This window comes from Halalkalibacter oceani (genome assembly GCF_023715705.1).
GTDB lineage: Bacteria > Bacillota > Bacilli > Bacillales > Bacillaceae_D > Halalkalibacter > Halalkalibacter oceani_A.
Genome location: NZ_JAMBOS010000010.1, coordinates 83,892 through 106,203, shown reverse-complemented (window position 1 = coordinate 106,203; position 22,312 = coordinate 83,892). Strand labels below are relative to the sequence as shown.

The following is a 22,312-nucleotide window of genomic DNA, read 5'->3' as shown; positions in this document are numbered from 1 at the left end:
TTGTTAAAAGGCAAACCAAACGGCTTTTGTTTTCGTATAAGATTGAAGAGAATGAATCGCATACTCTTTCCCCCACCCACTTTGTTTCCATCCGCCAAACGGACTTGCAAAATCATAGCATCCATACTTATTCACAAAGACCATTCCTGCTTCAAGCTTACGAGCAACACGGTTAGCACGGGAAACGTCGTTGGTCCATAGTCCAGCGGCTAATCCGTAAATGGTATCATTGGCCATTTTTACAACTTCTTCCTCGGTCTCGAACGGAATCACACAAAGGACTGGTCCGAATATTTCTTCTTGAGCAATTTTCATCTTGTTGTCAACATCTGCAAAAATTGTCGGGCGTATGAAATAGCCGTGCGCATTTTCTCCAGTTAGATCTCGTTCCCCTCCAGCTACGATTCTGGCTCCCTGCTGTTTTCCACTTTCGATATAAGCTAGAATTGATTCCATATGTGCTTTTGATATTTGTGGCCCTTGATCACTGGAAGGATCAAATGGATCACCTAATTTATAGTCATTCGCATAATCGGCGAGCTTTTCAACCACCTGGTCATAAATATCACGCTGTGCGAAAAGTCTAGTCGGTGCGGAGCATTTTTCCCCTTTATGAGTAAACAATCCATAGTAAGAACGTTCAATTGCTGCATCTAAATCAGGCGCATCACTAAAAATAATGTTCGGGGATTTTCCGCCTAGCTCTAATGTAACAGGCTTTAAATTTGAATCTGCCGAGTCATGAACCAGCTTTTTCCCGACGCCTGTACTCCCTGTAAAAGAAACTTTATCTACATCCAAATGCCGGCTTATGAACGTGCCAACTGATCCTCTTCCTAAAATTAAATTCAATACGCCTGGAGGGAGGAGCTCTGCCTCATCAATGATCTCGACTAAACGAATCGCTGTGTAAGAAGTAGAGCTAGAAGGCTTCAAAACAACCGTATTCCCCATTGCCAAAGCCGGCGAAAGCTTCCAAACCGCCATTCCGATTGGAAAGTTAAATGGAACGATCTGTCCGCAGACACCGATTGGATCACGTGTTGTATAGCTCAAGAAGTTCCCTTCAACGGGGTTGTTTTCACCATAGTATTTATCTGTCCAGCCCGCATAGTATTCAAAGAGATCGGAAGCTTCCTGTACATCCTCATAGGATTCGGTATAAAGTTTTCCGTTATCCAATGATTCAAGTGTTGCAAGCTCCGCCTGGTGTTTTTTAATGAGTGCACTAATTTGACGCAGTTTTTTGGCAAGATCTTTTCTGGAAACGTCACGCCATGGCCCTTCATCAAAAGCGTATCTCGCTGCGCGAACTGCTCGATTGACATCTTCTTCTGTTGCACAATGGATCGAACCTGTTACTTGACCATTTGCCGGATTAATTGAGTCAATCAGTTCATTCTCTTCACTACTTATCCATTTCCCATCGATATATAGTTTTTTTGGTTCTTGCAACCATTTTTTCGCCCAATCAAGTCTTGGTTGCTCTATCCCTTTAAAAACAGACTCTTCAGTCAATTTTGTCAATATAATCGCCTCCTTGAAAACATCGTCTAATTTCTTCTCTTCCCTTTTCTTTCATAAGTGTCGCGACGGCAGAGTAGCCATACTTTTCTTTAAGACTGACCAATTTGGGAACAAAGCTATTCGCAAATTCCTCGCATCGCTGATGATTGGCACGTAACTCTTTTAATCCATTTTCTCGAAAGGTGCAAAGTGCCCTCTGAAGCATGTTTAATCCATCAAAAAGATTCGTTATCGCTGCTCCTTCAAATACATTTAAATTGAGTTCCCCATGTTTTAGCGTCTCTTGGACGATTTCATCAATGCCAATAATTTGAAAACAACATTGAATCAACGTTTCTGGAATGACTGGATTTACCTTTCCCGGAAAAAAGGATGATCCAGCTTGAACAGCAGGAAGCAGGATTTCTCCTAAACCGGCCTCCGGTCCTGAGGAAAGAAGACGTAAATCCTTTGCGAGTTTCATTAAGCATGCAGCCATTAAACGGAGCTGTGAAGAAACTTCGGCAATATCATCAATATTTTGAGCGGCATCAAATAAATTTTGACGATGCTGAAGAGGCATTTGTGTTACCTCGCGAAGGTTGGCAACGACTAACTCTCGATAGCGCTTTGGAGCACCGACACCGGAACCTATCACTGTCCCTCCAAGGTTAATGTCATAAAGCTTGTTTACCGCTTCAATTAAAGAACAAAGTCGTCTAGTAAGCATTGCTTCATAGCCGCTAAACGTTTCACCTAGCTTCACCTGCATCGCATCCTGGAGACAAGTTCGTGCCACCGTTGTAACTTCGGCAAACTCAACTGCTTTTGCATGTAAAGTGTGAATGGTTTTCTCAATATCACGTTGCAGTGGGTGAAACATTCGAATAAGAGCAATTCTACTTGCGGTATGGCAGACATCTGAAGTTGACTGTGACGCATTAACATGATCAATCGGATGTATCGGGGAATATCGCCCGATTTCTCCTCCCAGCTTGAGATTAGCCAGATTTGAAATCACCTCATTGATGTTCATGTTCGTCGCAAAACCGCCACCACCGTGTAAGAGATCGATTTGGAAATACTCATGGTGAGTGCCTTTTAGAATGTCATTACAAGCACTGAGAATAGGTTCAACAAACTCCTTAGGAATAATTTGGGCGTCCCTATTCGTTAGCGCTGCTGTCTTCTTAACCTCTACAAGGGCTGAAATATACGCTGGATAAAAACGTAAAAGTTTTTGTGAAAATGACAAATTGTTAATCGCTCGATACGTATGAATGCCGTATAGCGTCGTAGCAGGTAGCGTAATTGATCCAAATGAATCTACTTCCATTCTTGTGTGATTGGCCATGATCCTTCCCCTTATAAATCTACTTCAAACTTCTCCCTCATTTTCTAGTTAACGCTTACATCTCATAGTTCAATCTGCTCTTTACGATTGATCGCTAGTATCATAACATCCTTTTTTCAAACGAAACTGTAGAACTTTTCTGCATCAAATGTAGAAAAATTCTACAATTGACGCTTTTTTAAGTACAAACGCAGGTCATAGATTCACCTTTCTTGAAAAAGATGTATAAAATAACTACATCGTTCCAGATTAATTTTGGGCCCAACCTTTGGAAATCGTTACTTCATAATTCTGGGGAAAGAAGATTTGGAGGCTATTTTACGGCAAACAGTAAAAAAGACCGTTTGGCAACGATCTTTTTTTCAAGACTTCATTTACTTTGTATCTAGCTTATTTCAATAATCCTTTCTCCATTAGAAAGGTTTTGGCCACAATTGGAACTTCTTGATGGAGCACTTCCACCTGATAATTTAAATTGATCATCTCTTCATGCGAAATAGTTTCAGCAAGTCGATTTAATACTTTTTCAATCTTTGGGTCAGCTTCGATTCGTTTCTTCCAAACAACCGGTGCAGCATGATAAGGAGGAAAAGCCCTTTTATCATCATTTAAGACCGTTAACTCATATTCACTAATACGGCTGTCCGATACCATTCCAATCGTTACTCCCACTCTTCCTTCCTGTACTGCAAGTGTCAATAATGAAGAATCGACTGGAAGCAGCTGATTTTCAGTTAGATTCAATTGATACACCTTTTGTAAATAATCTAGACCGTCCTCACGAAACAAAAACTCCTCGTTTGAAGCAAACGTCAGCTTCGGGTCATATTTGTTCATATATTCAATCAAATCACTAATCGATGTTAATTGATGTTGTTCAGCAAATGATTTTTTTACAATGATTCCCCAACTGCTATTAAAATCACTGCGATTTAGCCAGAGGATGTTTTCTTTTTCATCTGCGACTTTCACTGCCTGAAAGATTTCATCTGCATCATAGATTGGTGGAAGCTTGTGATAATACATTCTTGCCGTATTCGTATACTCCCAATATAAATCAATTTTATTCTCCTCGATGGCTTGGCGAATAGAAGGGCTGTCCAAAAACTGAATCTCTTTAACATTGTATCCCATATCCCGTAGCAGCATTGCCGACATCTTCATAAGCAAATACTGCTCAGTCAACGACTTCGAACCAACTGTAATCGTAGGCAAGTCATGCGAATAGACGATTTCTTCTTTTAAGCTTTCTTGATGGAAGCTGCAAGCTCCAAGCATAACCATGCAGAGACAAAAAGTTACGACTGTTTCTTTTTTCATCACTTGATTCCTCATCATCCCGACTAAGATTTCAAGCCGAATTTTTTCACTTTATAAATAAGAGTATGTCTGGCAATCCCCAGTTTTTCAGCTGCCCTCGTTTGATTTCCATTTGTCTCCTGCAGCGCCTTTTTAATCATTTGCTCTTCTACCTCCTCCAGTACTTCAGGAAGCTTCCCTGAAAACATATGTTCAGGAGTCGTTTTATCAAATGGTTGTTGATTGATAACATGAAAGGATGCTTTTACAAGATCCTCGGGAACAACAAGTCCAAAGCGTTTTAAAATATGAATCCGCTCAAGTGTATTCATTAATTCGCGGATATTACCAGGCCAATGATAATTCGTTAGGATGTTGATACAACGTTGATCCATTTTAATATTCTTGCTGTATTTTTCATTCAGCTTCGATAGTTGTTTTTTTATAAGGAGCGGTATTTCCTCTCTCCGCTCCCGTAAAGGCGGCACCTCAACTTCAATGACATTTAAACGGTAATACAGGTCTTCACGAAAGCGTCCAGCCCGTACAAATTCTTTAATATCTTTGTTCGTAGTGGTAATAATTCTAACATCGATCTGTTGGAATTCCTTACTGCCCAGCTGCATAACAAGCTTATCTTCGATCACATGTAAGAGCTTTGCCTGCATATTTGGACTGATCTCACTAATTTCATCAAGTAAAATCGTGCCCCCATTAGAAGCAACAAATTTCCCAACCTTTGAAGAATGACTACCATTAAACGCTTCCTTTTGGTAGCCAAATAACTCACTTTCCAACAGTTCTTCTGGAATAGCAGCACAGCTAATTGATAAAAATGGTTTATTCTTTCTTTTGCTTTGCTCATGAATCCATTTAGCCAGCGTTGTTTTTCCCACACCACTTTCTCCTTGAATTAAAATGCTCGCATTCGTTTCCTTCACGTACGTTAAAAGTTCAATGACTTGTTTCATTTTTTTACTATGATAAACAAATGGTTCCTGCAGCTTTATCGTTTTGTTTTGCTTATCAATGCAGACTTTCTCAATGATTTTTTTCAACTCGTTTAACTCCATTGGTTTTACAAGGTAATCTACTGCTCCTAATTTCATCGCAGCCACCGCACTTTCAACATTTCCATATGCCGTTAACATAATAACAGGGACATCAATCGATAAGTGCTTGATCTCTTTTAGTACATCAGTCCCTGTCATATCCGGTAACATATAATCTAAAATGACAATGTCAACCGAATGATTTTTCAAAAACAATAAAGCTGTCTCTCCGTCATGAGCAAGATTCGTTATCATATCTGATTTCTTCAGCTTTTGAGCAATTAATTTACAGAGTTGTTCTTCGTCATCCACAATTAAAACGGATAATGATTTGTTCATTCTACACTAACCTCCCCAGTCGAAACGAAAAAACAACATTGTATCGATGTCCCTTCGTTTGAGCTCTCAATTTTCAACTCTCCATTGTGTTCCTTAACAATATCTCTTGCAATCGTTAGGCCGAGACCGTTACCCGTATCCTTTGTCGAAAAAAACGGATCAAACAACCATTTCATATTCTTTTCAGGAATACCTGATCCTGTATCATCAATTTGAGCGACGACATATCTTTTTTTCTGATTCGTGATTTCCTCATAAATGGAAATGAAGAGCTTTCCCCCTGTTGGCATGGCTTCTACCGCATTTAGGACAAGGTTTAGAAAAGCTTGCAGTAGATGGTCATGTATGCCGACAACATCTGGAGTGTCCTCATAGGAACGGTCAACTTCGATATTAGCTTCATTGATCTTTAGCCGGACAAGGTGCAAAACCTCCTCCATCACCTTTTCGACGCGTACAGGCTTTGCCTCGTCTTTATTCATTTTTGCGAAATTCAAAAAGTTACTGACAATCCCATTCATTCTACGTACAACCTGATAAATGTCCTTTGATAGCTCCATCATTTCCTTAGAGCCATTTGCTTCCTTCACTTCCTCGACTAAAAGCTCAGAACAGCCTGATAAAACTGCTAGAGGGTTTTTTATTTCATGTGCGATTCCAGTTGTAATCTGACCGATAATGGCAAGCTTGTCATTTTGTTTTAGTCTTGATTCTAATAATTTCAGCTTTGAAATATCTTGTAACACAGCAATGCTTCCTATCGTTTCTTTATCCTCGTTATATAATTTAGCAGTCGCAATTTTTACAATATGCTTTTGTCCATTCGCATCAATGATATAGCTCTCACTTTCACTTGAAGCATGTTCCGAGAAGAGTGACTGCACAAGCATAAAATCCTTTTTATCATTTTTTATTCCTGTATTTAGTAAAGGGGTATTGATCAAATGCTGACGAGAAAACCCGATCATTTTTTCGAATTGCTGATTCACATGGGTAATAATGGCATCCTTATTGACCGTAATGATCCCATAGGGAATTCCTTCAATTAAATCATTAAGATATTTTTCTTTTTCCTCAAGCATCTTTTGTTTCTCATAGTTGCTGTTCCCAACGGAAATGATTGTTTTTTTCAGCTCACCTATTTCATCTCTTTCAGAGCCAGCGAACTCTTCCTCCGATGTATAGAAAATTCTCTTACGGTACTGTTTCGCATAATTTGTTAGGCGCAGAATCGGATAGACGATGCTTTTTAAGCCCAGCCAAATAAATAGCAGAGATAGAACGAATATCCCGATAAAACTGATCGTAATCAGATGGCTCAGCTCCCGCACCGGTTCAAATGCGACTTTTTCCGGAACGCCATAGGCGAGTCCCCAACCGTCTCTCATCGTTTGAAAGGCAATGACGCTATCTTCTCCTAGGTATGTGTCCCTGATGACCCCATATGAATCCTTAAATATCCGATTAAAAATATACTCTGCGGAATAGTCTTCGTTAGTTTCATTTGCTTTCGTTGAAGAAATCACTTGTCCTCGGGTATCGACAATAAAGCTAAAATAATCATTCGTTACGATAAAGCTATTTAAAACCGAAGAGAGGTAATCTTTACTAAGTTCCGCTACTAGCACCCCTTTAAACTCCTGCTGTCTAGTTAATACAGGAATGGCAACAGAAACGACCTGATCCCCGTAGATATTTTGTATCGAATCAGATACAGCATAGTTACGGCTTATTTGAACTTCGTCGAATTTCTGGTAATCATAGAAAATCTCTTCGCCTAACTCTCGTTCAAACGGCGCCCTAAATACAATTTTTTTAGAGTGATCCAAAAGGTAGATGGAATGAATCATTGGACTTTGGGAAATAGCTAATTTCGATCGCTGAAACATCAGATCAATCTTCAATTCCTCGTCTATTAAATTCCCTGTAATCAACTGTAATTGAAGGACAATATCACTGATTTCCTTGTTCACTCTCTTTACAATGCTATCTGTATTAGAAATGTTTGTTTCTATAATGTCATTTTCAACCATTTGCTCCGTATGGCTCACAATAAGCTGATAGATTAACAGACTTGGCAAAATAAACGTGACAGCGAATACAATGACATATTTCTTTATAATACTGCTACGAATCGAGTCCGTAACCCGCAAATAAAACGCTTTCATTTTTCTCATTGTTTGACTCCGCTCTTTGAAATGAAATTAATATAATAGAATAAACATATTATAACTAAAATCGCCCAAGATTGAGAAAAAGATTTAAATGAGTACTGTAAGGTGAGCTTCCGTCACAGTATATCAGCATAAATAAAATAAGAGCGCTCCTCTTTTTGATAAGAGAAACGCCGTTCCACCACTTATGAATATCACAGGAATAAATTATAGTTGCAACTGGATTCATCGAGTTGTTTTAGAGAGCTATGCTATGTTATCCTCTTCCACCCACCTCCAAGTATTCTGTTAATAATGTTGTTAAACGGCCATGACCAAACTTCATCCGCCTGCCATTCCGGCATTCTTTGGAGTGATTGGCTAAAAAGTGCAAAATCTTTTTCCTTCGCTTCAGGATGTCCTTTGTGCCGTTCAGAAAAAACCATTCGTCGATCGTATTGTAAACGCCTCGGTTTAGGCCATATCTTTCTTCACACCACTGTACGAAGGACAAATCAGGTAAATGGATGATGAGATCGTCGTTTTCTTTCATTACCCGTTCCCCCTGTTTGTTTGTCCGTGTGCAGTCACGTCAATTCCTTTATTTTCTGGTCGGCCTTTTGCGTCATGTCTGCTTGCTGTACCCATTCACGCAGCTGCTTAATGACCACTCTCTTTTCTTCGGCACTAAGCTGCTGACGTTCATCTGTCCGTTGATAAATGAGACAGCTGTAGGTACCGTATAATAATTCATCAAAATAGTACGGAAAGTGTTTTTTACACGAGCAATTTTGGTTTTCGTTCAACAAGTCACCCCATATGCATTGTTCGTACACTTGAATCCGCAACAGTTTGTCTCGTGTTTTCCGCAAATAGACCGTGAAGCTGCTTCCATTCAGCCGGTTTGTCATTTGATAAACGTCGATCTCCTGATTGGCCGCTTTCATCACTTTTCTTTCCCCACTATCGAGCCAATTTGTTTTTTCAAGCTGCCATGTAATCACATCACTGAGCGTGACGAAAGGAAGGTGATGGAGTTCAGCCATTTCACGTAACCGGTCTAATGAGGCTATCTTTCCTTTTTCATCAAGAATTTCGCAAAGATAAGCAACAGGTTCCTTTGTGAGCATATCCGCCAGTGAGACTGCCGCTTCGCAAATGTTGCGCTCTGTTACGATGCCTTTATCGCTGCTGATTAAGGGAAAAATGTGACCCGGTCTTTTGAAGTCTTCTGCTTTCGTCCCTGCCCGGGCAAATGCGCGAATCGTCTCCGCTCGTTCAAACGCGGAAATCCCTGTCGTTGATGTGGTATAGTCTACAGAAACAGCAAAGGCTTTATCGGACCGTAACGAATCCGCGCCGCCGATCAGGGGCAAGTTGAGTCGCTTTGCATGACTTTCTGTAATGCAGACATAGATAAGCCCTTTTCCATGGTGAGCCATAAAATTCACCTTTTCCTTCCTTACTTCCGTCGCCGCGCCCATCAAATAGCCAAGCTGACTGGTAAGATCATCATATAAAAGGACAAGCCCAGATGGATCGTTCAAAGGTCCACTCACCCGCTTTCCCTCCTTCCAAATTGCTTGTTAAAGCAGCTTTCCCCGTTTTGGCCTTTCTCCATAAAAGGCGTACTCTAATAAATGACGAATTGAGTTTGTCTCAAGAGGCCGGGGGTTGTAGTATGGATGTTTCACAGCAATGTCCGCAGCTTCATCAAGCTGCTCCTTCTTCACCCCGATTTCCTGCAATGAAACAGGAACACCCAAGGCATTTGTCAAATCGTATAAAGAGCCGGCGACATCATCAGGCTCGCAGTTGAGCGCCCGGGCGATCGCTTCCAGCGCCGGCCGGATAGCAGCTGAATTGTACCAGAGCGCATAGGGCAGGATGACAGCATGCGTCTCCGCGTGCTGAAGATTATAGGTCCCGCCGAGGACATGGCACAGCTTATGATGGAGCGCCATCCCTACCGAACCTAGCACGAAGCTGCCGAGCCATGTCCCGTACAGAGCTTCCGTACGCAGGCTGACATCTTTCGGGCTCTCGCTAAGCGCCGGCAACGTTGAACAGAGGACGCGAATTCCTTCCTCCGCCAACAGGGAAATGACCGGATTGGCATTTTCCGCATATAGTCCTTCTACACAATGGGCTACAGCATTTATGCCACTTGTCGCTGTCAGGCGTGACGGCAGGGTCACTGTTACTTCGGGGTCATAAATGACTGTTTTCGGCCGGACAAGCAAACTTTTCCCCGTTTCTTTCTGCCCCTTTTCCGTGATTCCCCAAATCGGTGTCATCTCTGAACCGGCATAGGTTGTCGGGATCGCCAAGATCGGGTAGGCAGTTTTCAAAGCGAGCGCTTTCGCCAGGCCAATTGAGGAACCTCCGCCAACAGGCACAAAGCTATCAACATCAAATTGACGCACAACTTTCATCGCATTATCGACCGTTTTTACGGGTACATGCTGGGCCGCTTCCGTAAACATAGCGGCGCACCGTTCTCCAAGTAATGCGGCCATGTTATTGGCGAGTACCCGGCGCCCCGCTGTCGTGATCACCAGTGCTCTTTTGCCGCCTAGTTTCTCCAGCTCAAATCCAGCTTCTCTTATCAGCCCTCTACCGAATTTGAAACGGGCTTCATGACTTTCATATAAAAATGCTTCCATTTCAATTCTCCTTTATCAAGGTCAACGCGAACTCATCGAGCAGCATGTCTGAAAATCGTGGCAATTCCCTGACCACCGGCAATACATAAAGTCGCTAGCCCCCATTCAACCCCTCGCCTCATCATTTCATGAATCAGCGTCACACAAATTCTCGCCCCGCTGTTCCCAATCGGATGTCCGAGCGCAATTGCCCCGCCATTGACATTGACAATTTCCTCAGGAAGATCAAGTTCTTTCATGACGGCAAGCGCTTGTGCGGCAAAGGCTTCATTCACCTCTACTAAACCAAGATCCTCACGTCTCAGCTTCGCCATTTGTAATGCTTTTTCCGTTGCCTGTACCGGACCGATTCCCATCCGCTCAGGCTGCACTCCCGCTACCCCGACACCGACGATCTCAACGAGCGGCTTCAGCTGATAGTGCTTGATGATGTTTTCAGAGACGACGAGCAGCAGCGAGGCACCGTCGTTTAATCCTGACGAATTTCCAGCTGTCACCGTTCCATTTTGTTTAAACACCGGTTTCAGAGCAGCCAGTTTTTCAAGCGTGGTTTTTCTAGGGTGCTCATCCGTGGTGAAAAGCAGTGGCTCCCCTTTTCGTTGCGGGACCGAAATCGGGATGATTTCGTCTTTGAACCTTCCGCTTATGATTGCCGCATTTGCTTTCGTTTGACTGGCATGGGCAAAGGCATCCTGCTCTGCTCGCGAGATCGAGTATTCTTCCGCGAGATTCTCAGCGGTCATCCCCATCGTCAATCGTCCATAGGTTTCTTCCGGCTGTGACCCCGGCTGACTCTCTTTATTCGGATCGAGAATCTCGGCATTTCCGGAGAAAAACCCGAACCGGGCATTGCGCAAATAATAAGGCGCTGTACTCATGCTTTCGACCCCTGCCACAATAAAGGCCTCCCCCAGGCCGGCTTTCATTTGAAAGAAGGCGTTATGAATCGCCTGCATCCCGCTTCCACATTGGCGATGAACCGTATAGCCCGGCAGCGACTCTGGAAAATCGGCTTTTAACAGCGCTTTTCTCGCTATGTTTGCCTGATCCTGACTTTGTTTGGCCTGACCGACAATGACCTCATCGATCAGGCTCTCGGGTAGCGATTTCTGCTTTTTGATATCCTGAAGTAAAGGCAAAAGCAAGTCATCGGGTTCGATCCTTTTCAGAGTGCCCCCTAGCTTGCCGACCGCAGTGCGCTGTGCACGTACAATATACGCACGAGCTGCCATCCGACTTCCCCCCTTCTATTGAATGCAAAAGACCCTTCCAAAATAAGCATGGGCACAATGTGCGTTTCTTCTGGAAGGGCAATGAGAAGTTCCGGCAAAACCGAAAGCGCTTTCTATTTTTTGATTACGATTTTCGGCAGAACCTCCCGCACTTCATCCTTTCACATTACGAATCAGCTCTCTTGCAAAATCGATTTCGTCGTCATTGATCTCATGCCCCATCCCTTTATATATAACCGTTTTCGTTTGAGCGCCGAGCTTGTTAAAAATCGCCGCGGTATCATGAATTCGTTGTTCCGGCACCCATTCATCGACATCGCTTGACCCCAGAAAAACCGGAGTATTCTGAAAGGAGCCTTGGCTATTCCATTCCGTGCCATCAGGCCCGATCACCCCACCCGTATAGACGATAATCCCGCCATACCGTTCAGGATGGCGTACCGCAAATTCAGCTGTTAAACAAGCTCCCTGCGAAAACCCGAGCAGGACGATCCTCGATTTCGGTATGCCTTCGGCGACCAGCTCTGAAATCCGCTGCTCATAGCAATCGAGAGCATAGCTTAAATAAGGCTCATTTTCAGCGATCTCGTTCATGAAGCCGACCGGGTACCAACTGTTCTGAGCCGCTTGCGGGGCGACGTAATGAACGTCAGGAAGCTGGATGCGATCCACTAGATTCAAGACGTACTCAGTCGTTTGGTCACGCCCGTGCACCATGAAGACAACGGCTTGTGCTTCAGAAACCGCCGGCCCCCGCCTGACGACCGGCTGCTGTAAATGAATATTCATTAACGCGCCTTATTTCACCAGTGGCTTTTGCGGGTTGGTGATCGGTTCAAGCTGGCTCATAATTTCTTCACTGTCCTTAAGCTTCCACGGCGGAAGATGAAGCTTTTGTCCAAGCTCTTCGAATGGTTCATCGATCGTAAAACCGATATCACTTGTCGTGAACTCACAAAGAATACCACCAGGCGATCTGACATATGCGGAATGGAAGTAATAACGGTCTTTAATTTCGGACATGTCGGTAAAACCCAAGCCCGTCACAATTTCCCGCACCTGATTTAGCTCATCGTCCGTATCAACGGCAAAGGCAACATGATGAATCGTACCGGCACCGAGGCCCCAGCTTCCTTGAGGAAGGTCTGGCTCGTGCACAACATAAATCGTTTTATTCGCTCCCCCCTCCTTTAATTCATACTGATAATAATTCCTTTCCTGGCCGATAAATTGAAAGCCGAGCACTTCAGTAATGAAACGGTTCTGTTCTTCTACTTCCCGCACCGACATCGTCACACTATGGAACCCTTTGACCGCTTCATTAATCGATACGTCATCGGTGACATATCCTCTCCGTGTATCCGCATTATCCTCGACAAATTCAAACTCAAGCCCGCATGGATGCATAAAAGTTAGGCGCCTTTGTCCAAAACGTTCTTCAATGGTACCGTGACGGACATGATGCTTTTGAAAATGCTCCACCCAAAATTCGAGTGAATTGGAAGGCACGGTATATGAGGTGATCTTAACCTGCCCTGAGCCTCTTCTTGCTTTAATTCCAGCCTTTCCATACGGAAAAGTCGTCATGGCCGATCCGATATCAGCATCAGCATTTGTATAATAAAGATGATAAATAGGCAATGGACCGTCCATTAAGACCGTCTGCTTAGCCAAACGTTGCCCGACAATCGTCGTAAAGAAATCAACATCTTCCTGGGCGCCTGCCACCCCGGCCGTTACATGGTGAATCCCGTTAATAAGATTTTGCAGCATAGAATTCTCCTCCTTGTTCATTGATAATTTGATGTGGTGAACCACTGTCTTCACTTTAAAACGCTGCTCTAACCAGTTACTTACACAGGCAGGCTCTTTTTCTTACTCACAGCGTTTTTTTTCTGACAAAAAGAGGAACGGAGAAAAATTAGCAAAAAGGCCGGGAAAAAGGTAAAAAACCCTTTAACCCGAGGCCACTGAAAAACTTCCTTTTTCGTAACTCGAAGAAGAGTAATGGCTCCGCGCGCTGCGCGCCTTGCTTCGAGGAACCCACTCGTAGCAAGGCTTTCAAAATCAGGCAACGGCTACGCTCATCACGAAAAAGCTGTTGAAAAAGTGAAAATCGTACTTTTTCAGCAGCTTCGTTAACCCGGCCTTTCTCACACGTGAATCTCTTTTAGATCATTCGAGAGGATTAATGCCGGCTCGGTGGCCTGCTGGACTTCCTCGACCGTCAGTCCCGGGGCGATTTCTTTTAAAAGCAGCCCTTCCTTCGTCACTTCAATCACAGCCATATCTGTAAAAATACAGTTTACACATTGTAAAGCGGTCACCGGATAATCAAGTTGCTTGACGATTTTCGCCTGACCATCCTTGCTCGTATGCGTCATCGCGATATAAAGTGCCTTCGCCCCGATCGCGATATCCATCGCTCCGCCTATCCCGCCTAATTGCACGCCTTTTACTTTCCAATTGGCAAGATCGCCTCGTTCTGACACTTGCATCGCGCCGAGCACCGCCACATCAATGTGCTGACCTCTGACCATCGCGAAAGAGTCGGCCGAATGAGAGAAGCTCCCTCCTGGAACAAGGGTGACAGGCTCCTTGGCGGCGTTAACGAGATCGGGATCAGCTTCATCCGGTTCAGCAAGCGATCCCATCCCCAGTACACCTTGTTCGCTGTGATAGATAAATTCCGCTTCCGGGGAAACGAAATTGCTGACCAGGACAGGAATGCCGATCCCTAAATTAATCACATCGCCATTGCGCAGCTCTTGGGCGATCCGTTTGGCAATTTGCTCTCTCGATAGCAGTCGTTGATCCATTTTTTATCAGCTCCTTTTTACGACACGTTGGACGAAAATCCCCGGTGTGACGATTGCCTCCGGGTCCAATTCACCGACCTCGACTATTTCATCAACTTCAGCAATCGTGACCTTGGCAGCCATCGCCATCACCGGATTAAAGTTACGCCCTGATTTGTTGTAAACGAGATTGCCCCAGCGATCCGCCTTTTTCGCGCGAATAAAAGCAAAATCCCCTTTGATTGCTTTTTCTAGAATACAAGTGATCCCGTTGAATTCCTTCTCGTCCTTGCCTTTTGCCACTTCCGTCCCGACACCTGTGGGCGTATAAAATGCTTCAATGCCCGCTCCCCCGGCCCGGATCCGTTCGGCCATCGTCCCTTGGGGAATCAGCTCCAAATCAATTTTTCCCTGCTTATATTTTTCCTTAAACACATAGCTGTCTTTTTGCACCGGAAAAGAGCAGAGCAATTTCGCAATCCGGTCATGAGCGATTAATTTCGCAATTCCTTCCTCGTGATAGCCTGGATTGTTGCTGACGGCTGTCAGGTTTTTCGCCTCCTGGTCGTATAACGCATAAATTAATTCATACGGCACCCCCGCGCCGCCGAAGCCGCCGAACAAGACCGTGCTCCCGTTATCTACGTCAGCAACTGCCTCAGAGGCAGAAGCGATTACTTTGTTAATCATCTGTCACACCCTCCGTTCATCAAAAATAACCGGCTTATCAACTTCTGTAATCGGTATGGTTTTCCACATATTCGAACAGCTGCTGAGCGACGGATTCCTGCCTTCCTTTTTCAATCTCCTCGGCAATATGACCGACAAGCCCGACAGCCCTCGCCGCGACAGCAAATGACTTCACAAGTCTGTAATCAATCTCCATATCGGACATGATCGCCCCGATCGCTCCGGTGACATTTAACGTAATTTGCTTCCCTTTCTCCTCACAAAACTGCTTGTGCATCTCCAGCAAAAGCTTTGAATGCTTACGGAGGAAGCCGAGCTCTTCCGCTAACGCAAACAGCTTCGGTGTACGCGGATCGACCGGTTTATGGATATGGTGACCAAACCCCGGCAGCTGCAAACCCTGCTCCTTTCGTTCCTTAATGATCGTCGCCGCAAGCTCTCCAATGCTCTTCTCCTCTCCATGCTGTCGGAAAGCGTTTTGCAGCATTTCAGAGACATATTCCATCGCCCCAAAATAAACGGTGCCAGCTCCAAGCAAGCCGGCCGCCACGGCCGCCTGAACAGCCTCGGGCGCGCCGAGATACGTAAGTCGGGCCGAAATGGAACTCGGGGTAAAGCCGTGCTCACAAATTGCGATCAGCAAGGCGTTGAGCATTTGTGATTCCTCCTCCGACGGCTTTCGATGCTTCGCCCCTAAAAACGCCATATCAGCAAGGGTAATGTTTCCGATTAACTGCTCGGCCAGGTCGTAACCATGTACTTCGATCGATTCTTTCGTTGACTTACCAATTCTCGTTTCAAATTCCATCGCGACAGCCTCCCCATTCAATTCATGTAGAATAGAAAAACTATAAAATATATTTCTAACTGACTCCTTACTGGAAAGCGTATTAATCTTACAAACGGACGGAGAAAGAACCGGCAAGAAAAAAAAGAGCCTGGAAAAAGGGCGTCTTTTCCCTTTTCCCAGACGTTGCATGGAGCGGGATCACTCTTGCAGAATGCAGAAAAGGGCTGGGCCAAAAGTTTTTCTTTTAGCCCAGCCCTCGATTTGAGCTTGAGACAAAACTATCTTTGGGCCTACTGGCAATGGCTTCACACGCCACAAGCCATCCTTTCGTTTACTCGCACGAAAAAGTATAGCTTAAGGAGAGAAGATTTCTTTCTACCTTCGGAGCTCCTCCTGTTTCAGAGCAGCGGTCACTTGCCAAACTGATTTCCTTATTGTTGAAATATGATTGAGTGCCGACTAAAAATACGGCCATCAGCAAAGCCAGCGCACATAGCGCCACCCCTATTTTTCTGTTCACCTTCACACGTCTCTACCTCCCAGCTCTATAGCCAGTTTACCATATCTTTTGTGGAACTTGGAGATATCATAAAAAAAAGAGGCTTTATCTTGCAGCCTCTCTTTCTTTAAAACTTCAACGTCTTTCCCATATGAACCAGCTCTTTTGCCAAATGCTCTATTCGCCTGAGGACTTCCTCATCGATCAGTTCTTGCCGTTCATTGAAATGGTCGCGTGTCACATAGACAGAGCTTGGCGCTACAAAGGCGCGGAAATAGCCGGCTATCGGTTTCAGTTGATTTTCGATAACGAGATAATGCTGGGGAATTGCTCCTGTTGCGATAAATCCGATCACTTTGTTCCTTAACGCGGCTACCGGCGTTAAATCAATTAGATTTTTTAACGGACCGGACAAGGATCCGTTAAAAATCGGCGTGCCGAATAAAAAGACATCAGCAGCATTCATAATGTCGATTACTTTTTTCGTATCCCCCTCATAGGCAGCCGGATCCCGCCCATCACAAAATTGGAGCTGATAGTTTTTCAAATCAAGCAGTTCTGTCTCGACAGTGGAGTCGACTTTTTGGATTTCGTCCAAGACGAGGCTGACGACGGCACTCGTTTTCGTTCCAATGATCGTGCCGGAGATGCCAACGACCTTCATGTAAATCCTCCTTCCGCCCTTTTCAGGCTTGTTACTCGTACATCATGTCGGGAAGAAATGTAACGATACTCGGGAAAACAACCAAAATCGCCGTGAAAATAATAATCGTGACAAGCATAGGAACGACGCCGCGAAAGATCGTTTGAATCGGGATATTCTTCGCCACCCCGCTGATGACATACACACTTAACCCTAAAGGAGGTGTCAAAAGCCCCATATTCAGCACCAAAATCATAATGATCCCAAACCAGACGCCATTAAACCCTAAATCAATGATCAGCGGATAGACAATTGGCAATGTCAGGACGAGGATCGCGAAGCCTTCCATAAACAGTCCAAGAATGAGATAAACGAGCAGGATAATTAGTAAAATTAAATAAGGTGAAATGGTCGTGTTGGCAACTGACGCTGATAATTGCATCGGCAGCTTTGAAATCGCCAAAAATTTCCCGAACACACCCGCGCCAATTAAAATCATAAACAGCATCCCCGTAATCCGTACCGTATCCATGATTGACTGTAAAAAATTCGTCCAGTTCAACGATTTCGTCGCAAGAGCGATCAGAAGCGCCCCAATTGCCCCGACACCACCAGCCTCCGATGGGGTAAAAAAGCCAAAATAGATTCCACCGATGCTGACGAGAAAGACGAGTAAAAACGGCCAGACCTTTTTTAAAGAGACCATTTTCTCACGGAAAGGGGCCGACTCTGCTTTTAATGGAGCCAAGGCAGGATTTCTGCGAATCTGCACATAGACGGTGACCATAAATAAAAGCGCCATGGCGATGCCGGGGACAATACCGGCAATCAGCAATTGCCCAATCGGCTCCATCGTCAAAACACCGTATAAAATTAACGTCACACTTGGTGGAATGAGAATCCCCAACGTCCCACCGGCGGCGACACAGGCCGTCGATACTTTTTGATCATAATGATAGCGTTCCATCTCTGGTAAGGCGACTTTGCCAATGGTTGCTGTAGTCGCCGAGACAGAGCCCGAAATCGAAGAAAAAAGCGCACAGGCACCAATCGTCGCCATCCCCATTCCTCCGCGAAGATGGCCGATCCAGCGGTCAACTGAATGGAAGAGGTCTCGCGCCAAACCACTGTAGGATAAAAACATCCCCATTAAAATAAACAAAGGCATGACACTTAAACTATAATTACTCGCCGTTTGAAAAGCGGTACTGCCAAGCTGAACCAAAGCGGCGTCGACATTCACGAGTAACGAGTAGCCGACAAAGCCGATTAATAATAAAGCTACAGCGACTTGAACGCGAAGCAGAATTAGTGCGATTAACAACAGGATACTCAACCCGCCCAGCATTTCAGGACTCATGTTCCGGATTCACCACCTTCAGCAATGACTTCAGAAAATCAACGATGGCGGTCATCGCATACAGGAAAGCGCCAAGCGCGCACAGATAAACGAAGGCGGAAACCGGCAGATGCAAATCCCCCGTTAACGTCGTACTCGTCCGGCCGGCGAAGACAACCATTTGCCAGCCCATTAAAAAAAGTAATGAGAAGGTGACGAAATAGCTGATCGCATCGAGGACCGCCTGAGTCCGCTTCGAACATTTATCAACGAATATTCCAATCGCAATATGCTCCTTCTTGCTTTGAACGTAGCCGAGGCTCAGAAAGACGATTAGCGCCAGCGACAAATAGGTTAACTCGTGTGTTCCTACGATCGGCCAGATAAAATACCGGCCTGTGACATTGGCGAATGTCAGGACCATCAGCAGAACAATTAGAGTTGCCGCTATGAATCCGGCGATTTCATTGATTTTGCTCATTCCTTTTTCTAAAGAAGTAACAAATTTCCTCATTCCGTTCACCCCGGCTTTCCAGATTAATCAAGCGTTTCCTTCAGTCTGAGCACTTCTTCATATACGTCACGCCCGGGCAGGCCCATTGCTTCAATGCTTTCAATCCACTCATCTGCGACAGGCTGAAGCGGATCTTCCCATAAATGCTTTTCTTCTTCTGGAATATCAAAAATTTCGACGCCTTTTTCTTCTGCCATCCTCCAGCCTTCTTCAGCAAGCGAGTCATACGCTTCGGCATGCTTCAGGCCATACACCGCAAATAATTCTTCAAGAGCCGCCTGATCCTCCGGGGAAATCTGACTCCACGTATCCTCATTGATGACGCAGAAGAAGGTCGGCAATACGAGATTTAACCTCGTGATATGACCGGCGACGTCACCCAATTGAAAATTTGGAATCGTCGATCCATTAGCAAGTGCCCCGTCGACAATTCCACGCTGCATCGCTTCATATACCTCGCCCATCGGCAGCGTGACCGGAATCGCTCCGAATGCTTCCAAAAATGCATTTCCAGTCGGCGATGGTGTTAAACTGATGCGCAGCCCTTGCAAATCCTCTGGCTTATGAATCGGTTTATCAACCGTAAATACGTTCTCCCCATCGCCAATCCATAAATAAGCAATCTTCGTTCCGTCGTGCTCTGCTTCAAATTCTTCTGAGAATGTTTCCAGCAGGGCATTCGATATCTCGGTTCCATTGATTGCGCTATCCCCAATGAACGGAAGGCTGTTAACCGAGACTAAGTGAAAAACCCCCGGCGTCGTATTGTGCAGTCCATATCCGATATCCGCAATCCCGGTAACGGTCATGTCATATGTTTCACTTGGTGCACCCAGTCCCCCTGCCGGATAGAGCGTTGCTGTAATCCGTCCTTCTGTCACGTTTTCAATTTCCTCCATTAATGGTTCAACGACCTGAACATGCTGACCGTGCGGGCCCGGCCAAACACTGGCAATCGTCAATTCGATTGCCTCCGCTGCCTGCTGCCCCTCCTGCGAGGAGGAATCGCTTGCATGGCTATTCCCATTATCCTCCGTTGAGACCGATTCAGAAGACTGTCCGCTGCACGCCATCAGTAGTGAAAGCATCAATAAAAGCATGCCGGCTACGATTTTTTTCATTTCACTCTTCCCTTCATTCATGATTACGAACGTATGTCATTGCATTTCCACGCTTCTGTCTGCCTGGAAAGACGGCTGCTGTTTTCGGTTTTATCGAACGATCAGACAGCAGCCAGTCCTGATAAAAGTGAGCAGAAAACGGATTTCCTGCTCACTTTGTCTAATGTCCCGGTCTCAAGTCAGCCGTCTACTTTGCCACATGAGCCGCCTGTAAAAATTGAAGTGTCGCGGTAACAACTGCTTCAAGCTCCTCAGCCTGAGGATAGTGGCCGGAATTTTCCATAATCACGACTTGTGAGCCCGGCAATTTTTTGTGGTATTCATAAGCATAATCAACCGGGACGAGTGCATCCTTTGCGCCCCAAATGATGCAGCTGTTCGCTTTCACCCGGTGAATCCGCCGGCTTAACCCCTTATCCGGGATGCCCCACATAAATTTTGCGGCTTCTGCGGCGGCTGTATTTTGCGCGACCATAAAGTCAATCCGCTCTTCCTCATCCTCCGGCGCCGCATTGGCAAATGCCTGGGCTGCCGGTGAATGGAGATCGGCAAACAGATGCTGGAACAAGACATCCGGCGTGTTAAGCATCGTAAAAACATCCTTGACCGGCGCTTCATCAAGCCATAATCCCGTTGCGCACACTAATACCAGGTTCGTCACGCGCTCCGGATTGGTCGAGGCCAGCTCTGCTGCAACCATCCCCCCGAACGAATGACCGATGATATCGACTTTTTCCAATCCGAGCGCATCAAACAGTTCATAATAATAAAGAACTAAATCCCACCAGTCGTGTATTTCATCTTTGCCGAGTGAGCCGCCTGTTCCAATATGGTAAGGTGCGTACACTTTGTAATGCTCAGCAAGACGATCCAAATAACCATCCCATTGTAGCCCGCCCGCGCCGTGAAGATAAACTAAAGGCTTCCCTTCGCCGGCAACCAAAACCTTCGCTCTGATGTTATCTCTTACGTTCACCGTTTCTACTGCTGGTACAGCCATGATTGATTCCTCCCTCTACCCTTTTTTTACCGCTGCTTTTTCTGTGACTTCCGGCCAGTTCTGTACCTCATATTGATCGCCCCAAATGTCGCGCACATGGGGAATCACTTCTTCTCCCATTAGACGGATGTTTTTCAGTGCCAGCTCATGCGGCATCGATCCATGATTTAAGAGCGCGATAAAATGACCGACATGCAGCTTCTTAATCGCCTTTCTTATTTGCTTGATAACGCTTTCAGGAGAACCCGCAATAATATAGCCTCCTTCCACCATCTGTTCCCAGTTCAAGCCTGCTCTCAGCTTCGCTCCGGCGCTTTCGGTTCCATACTGGCTTTGCATCCCCGCCCTGACACTTTTTTCTGTTCGGTAGCCCGGAGCCTCGAGGAATTCCGGTGATACATGAAAGCTTTTTTCAAAGAAATAGTTAATATGCTCTTCATATTCTTCCTTCGCTTTTTCATCGGTTTCTGAAATACAGATCATTTGAACAAAACCGACTTTATACGGGTTCATATCGAGTCCTAATTGCTTCCGGCGCTCCCAGAACTTATCAAACTTATCTTTCGCAAATTCATGCCCGTAAAAGCTGAGATAGCTATATTGATAGTCGTTTTCTGCTACCCAGTCAAACGTCTCCTGGCTAGCTGCGCCGCCCGGAATCCAAACGGGCGGATGAGGCTCCTGATAAGGCCGGGTCCAGACATTGACATATCTTAATTGGTTAAATTCCCCATTAAAATGGAAGACTTCTCGCTCCTTCCACGCCTTCATAATTAAATCATGGGCCTCATAATAACGGGGCCTTAGCTCAGCCGGATTAATGCCGTACGCATAGTTTGTATCCATCGAGGTACCAACCGGAAAACCGGCAATCAGGCGCCCGCCTGAAATATTATCCAGCATCGCCAATTCCTCGGCGACCCGAATCGGCGGATTATAAAGGGCCAGACTGTTGCCCAAGACGATTAGAACCGTTCGCTCCGAATCCTTCACTTTTCGCGCCAGTGTGGCGGCGATCAAGTTCGGTGAAGGCATCATTCCGTACGCATTCGCATGGTGCTCGTTTACCCCTACACCATCAAAGCCTAAATCAATCGCCAGCTCGTATTGATCGATAAAGTCGTTGTACATTTGATGCCCTTTTTCGGGATCATACACTTTGTTCGGCAGTGAAATATAGACGCTTTTATACTTTTCCGTGAAATCTTCAGGTAAATCACGATATGACATTAAGTTCATGAATACAAATTTCATACTTTCCCCTCCGTTATCTTCAGATCTGAATTGATGTGTGCGGACCAACACACTTGCCTTGCC

Annotated in this window: 21 protein-coding genes; all 21 read right to left on the bottom strand. The window is 45.2% G+C overall.

Annotated features, from left to right (window positions below):
- Nucleotides 1–3: 3 nt before the first annotated feature.
- A complete protein-coding gene (locus M3212_RS11690) occupies nt 4–1,527 on the bottom strand; it encodes an aldehyde dehydrogenase family protein (protein ID WP_251194158.1) in 1,524 nt (507 codons plus the stop codon).
- Nucleotides 1,511–2,860, bottom strand: coding sequence for a lyase family protein (locus M3212_RS11685; protein ID WP_251194157.1), 1,350 nt, complete (start codon nt 2,858–2,860; stop codon nt 1,511–1,513). The genes M3212_RS11690 and M3212_RS11685 overlap by 17 nt, the downstream gene beginning before the upstream one ends.
- A gap of 390 nt (nt 2,861–3,250) precedes the next feature.
- A complete protein-coding gene (locus tag M3212_RS11680; protein ID WP_251194156.1) occupies nt 3,251–4,180 on the bottom strand; it encodes a glycine betaine ABC transporter substrate-binding protein in 930 nt (309 codons plus the stop codon).
- A gap of 23 nt (nt 4,181–4,203) precedes the next feature.
- Nucleotides 4,204–5,550 carry a sigma-54-dependent transcriptional regulator gene (locus M3212_RS11675; protein ID WP_251194155.1) on the bottom strand — a complete coding sequence of 449 codons (1,347 nt, stop codon included), beginning with the start codon at nt 5,548–5,550 and terminating at the stop codon, nt 4,204–4,206.
- Complete coding sequence (locus tag M3212_RS11670) at nt 5,547–7,727, bottom strand: sensor histidine kinase (RefSeq protein ID WP_251194154.1); 2,181 nt, start codon at nt 7,725–7,727, stop codon at nt 5,547–5,549. The genes M3212_RS11675 and M3212_RS11670 overlap by 4 nt, the downstream gene beginning before the upstream one ends.
- A 253-nt stretch (nt 7,728–7,980) precedes the next feature.
- A complete protein-coding gene (locus M3212_RS11665) occupies nt 7,981–8,256 on the bottom strand; it encodes a hypothetical protein (protein WP_251194153.1) in 276 nt (91 codons plus the stop codon).
- Nucleotides 8,257–8,290: 34 nt separating this feature from the next.
- Nucleotides 8,291–9,262, bottom strand: coding sequence for a 3,4-dihydroxy-2-butanone-4-phosphate synthase (locus M3212_RS11660; protein WP_251194152.1), 972 nt, complete (start codon nt 9,260–9,262; stop codon nt 8,291–8,293).
- A 27-nt stretch (nt 9,263–9,289) separates the two neighbouring features.
- Entirely contained in the window at nt 9,290–10,369 is a 1,080-nt protein-coding gene (locus M3212_RS11655) for a maleylacetate reductase (protein ID WP_251194151.1), read from the bottom strand.
- Nucleotides 10,370–10,401: 32 nt separating this feature from the next.
- Nucleotides 10,402–11,601: a thiolase family protein gene (locus tag M3212_RS11650; RefSeq protein ID WP_251194150.1), complete on the bottom strand. Its 1,200-nt coding sequence runs from the start codon at nt 11,599–11,601 to the stop codon at nt 10,402–10,404.
- Between the two features lie 153 nt (nt 11,602–11,754).
- Nucleotides 11,755–12,390 (bottom strand): alpha/beta hydrolase, encoded by a 636-nt coding sequence (locus M3212_RS11645; RefSeq protein ID WP_251194149.1) that lies wholly within the window; start codon nt 12,388–12,390, stop codon nt 11,755–11,757.
- A gap of 9 nt (nt 12,391–12,399) precedes the next feature.
- Nucleotides 12,400–13,374 (bottom strand): ring-cleaving dioxygenase, encoded by a 975-nt coding sequence (locus tag M3212_RS11640; RefSeq protein ID WP_251194148.1) that lies wholly within the window; start codon nt 13,372–13,374, stop codon nt 12,400–12,402.
- 380 nt (nt 13,375–13,754) lie between these two features.
- Nucleotides 13,755–14,420, bottom strand: a complete 666-nt coding sequence (locus M3212_RS11635) for a 3-oxoacid CoA-transferase subunit B (protein ID WP_251194147.1) — start codon at nt 14,418–14,420, stop codon at nt 13,755–13,757.
- A gap of 6 nt (nt 14,421–14,426) precedes the next feature.
- The gene (locus M3212_RS11630) at nt 14,427–15,089 is read right to left on the bottom strand and encodes a 3-oxoacid CoA-transferase subunit A (protein ID WP_251194146.1); all 663 of its coding nucleotides are present in this window, start codon (nt 15,087–15,089) and stop codon (nt 14,427–14,429) included.
- Between the two features lie 37 nt (nt 15,090–15,126).
- A complete protein-coding gene (locus tag M3212_RS11625) occupies nt 15,127–15,897 on the bottom strand; it encodes a citryl-CoA lyase (RefSeq protein ID WP_251194145.1) in 771 nt (256 codons plus the stop codon).
- Nucleotides 15,898–16,210: 313 nt separating this feature from the next.
- Nucleotides 16,211–16,405 carry a hypothetical protein gene (locus tag M3212_RS11620; protein WP_251194144.1) on the bottom strand — a complete coding sequence of 65 codons (195 nt, stop codon included), beginning with the start codon at nt 16,403–16,405 and terminating at the stop codon, nt 16,211–16,213.
- A 100-nt stretch (nt 16,406–16,505) separates the two neighbouring features.
- Entirely contained in the window at nt 16,506–17,042 is a 537-nt protein-coding gene (locus M3212_RS11615; RefSeq protein ID WP_251194143.1) for an NADPH-dependent FMN reductase, read from the bottom strand.
- Nucleotides 17,043–17,073: 31 nt separating this feature from the next.
- Entirely contained in the window at nt 17,074–18,381 is a 1,308-nt protein-coding gene (locus M3212_RS11610) for a TRAP transporter large permease (protein ID WP_251194142.1), read from the bottom strand.
- The gene (locus M3212_RS11605; protein WP_251194141.1) at nt 18,371–18,874 is read right to left on the bottom strand and encodes a TRAP transporter small permease subunit; all 504 of its coding nucleotides are present in this window, start codon (nt 18,872–18,874) and stop codon (nt 18,371–18,373) included. Before M3212_RS11605 ends, M3212_RS11610 begins: the two co-directional genes overlap by 11 nt.
- Nucleotides 18,875–18,897: 23 nt before the next feature.
- On the bottom strand, nt 18,898–19,995 hold the full coding sequence (locus M3212_RS11600; protein ID WP_251194140.1) for a TRAP transporter substrate-binding protein: 1,098 nt from the start codon (nt 19,993–19,995) through the stop codon (nt 18,898–18,900).
- 187 nt (nt 19,996–20,182) lie between these two features.
- Nucleotides 20,183–20,995: an alpha/beta fold hydrolase gene (locus tag M3212_RS11595; protein WP_251194139.1), complete on the bottom strand. Its 813-nt coding sequence runs from the start codon at nt 20,993–20,995 to the stop codon at nt 20,183–20,185.
- Nucleotides 20,996–21,010: 15 nt separating this feature from the next.
- Nucleotides 21,011–22,249: an LLM class flavin-dependent oxidoreductase gene (locus M3212_RS11590; RefSeq protein ID WP_251194138.1), complete on the bottom strand. Its 1,239-nt coding sequence runs from the start codon at nt 22,247–22,249 to the stop codon at nt 21,011–21,013.
- Nucleotides 22,250–22,312 lie beyond the last annotated feature (63 nt).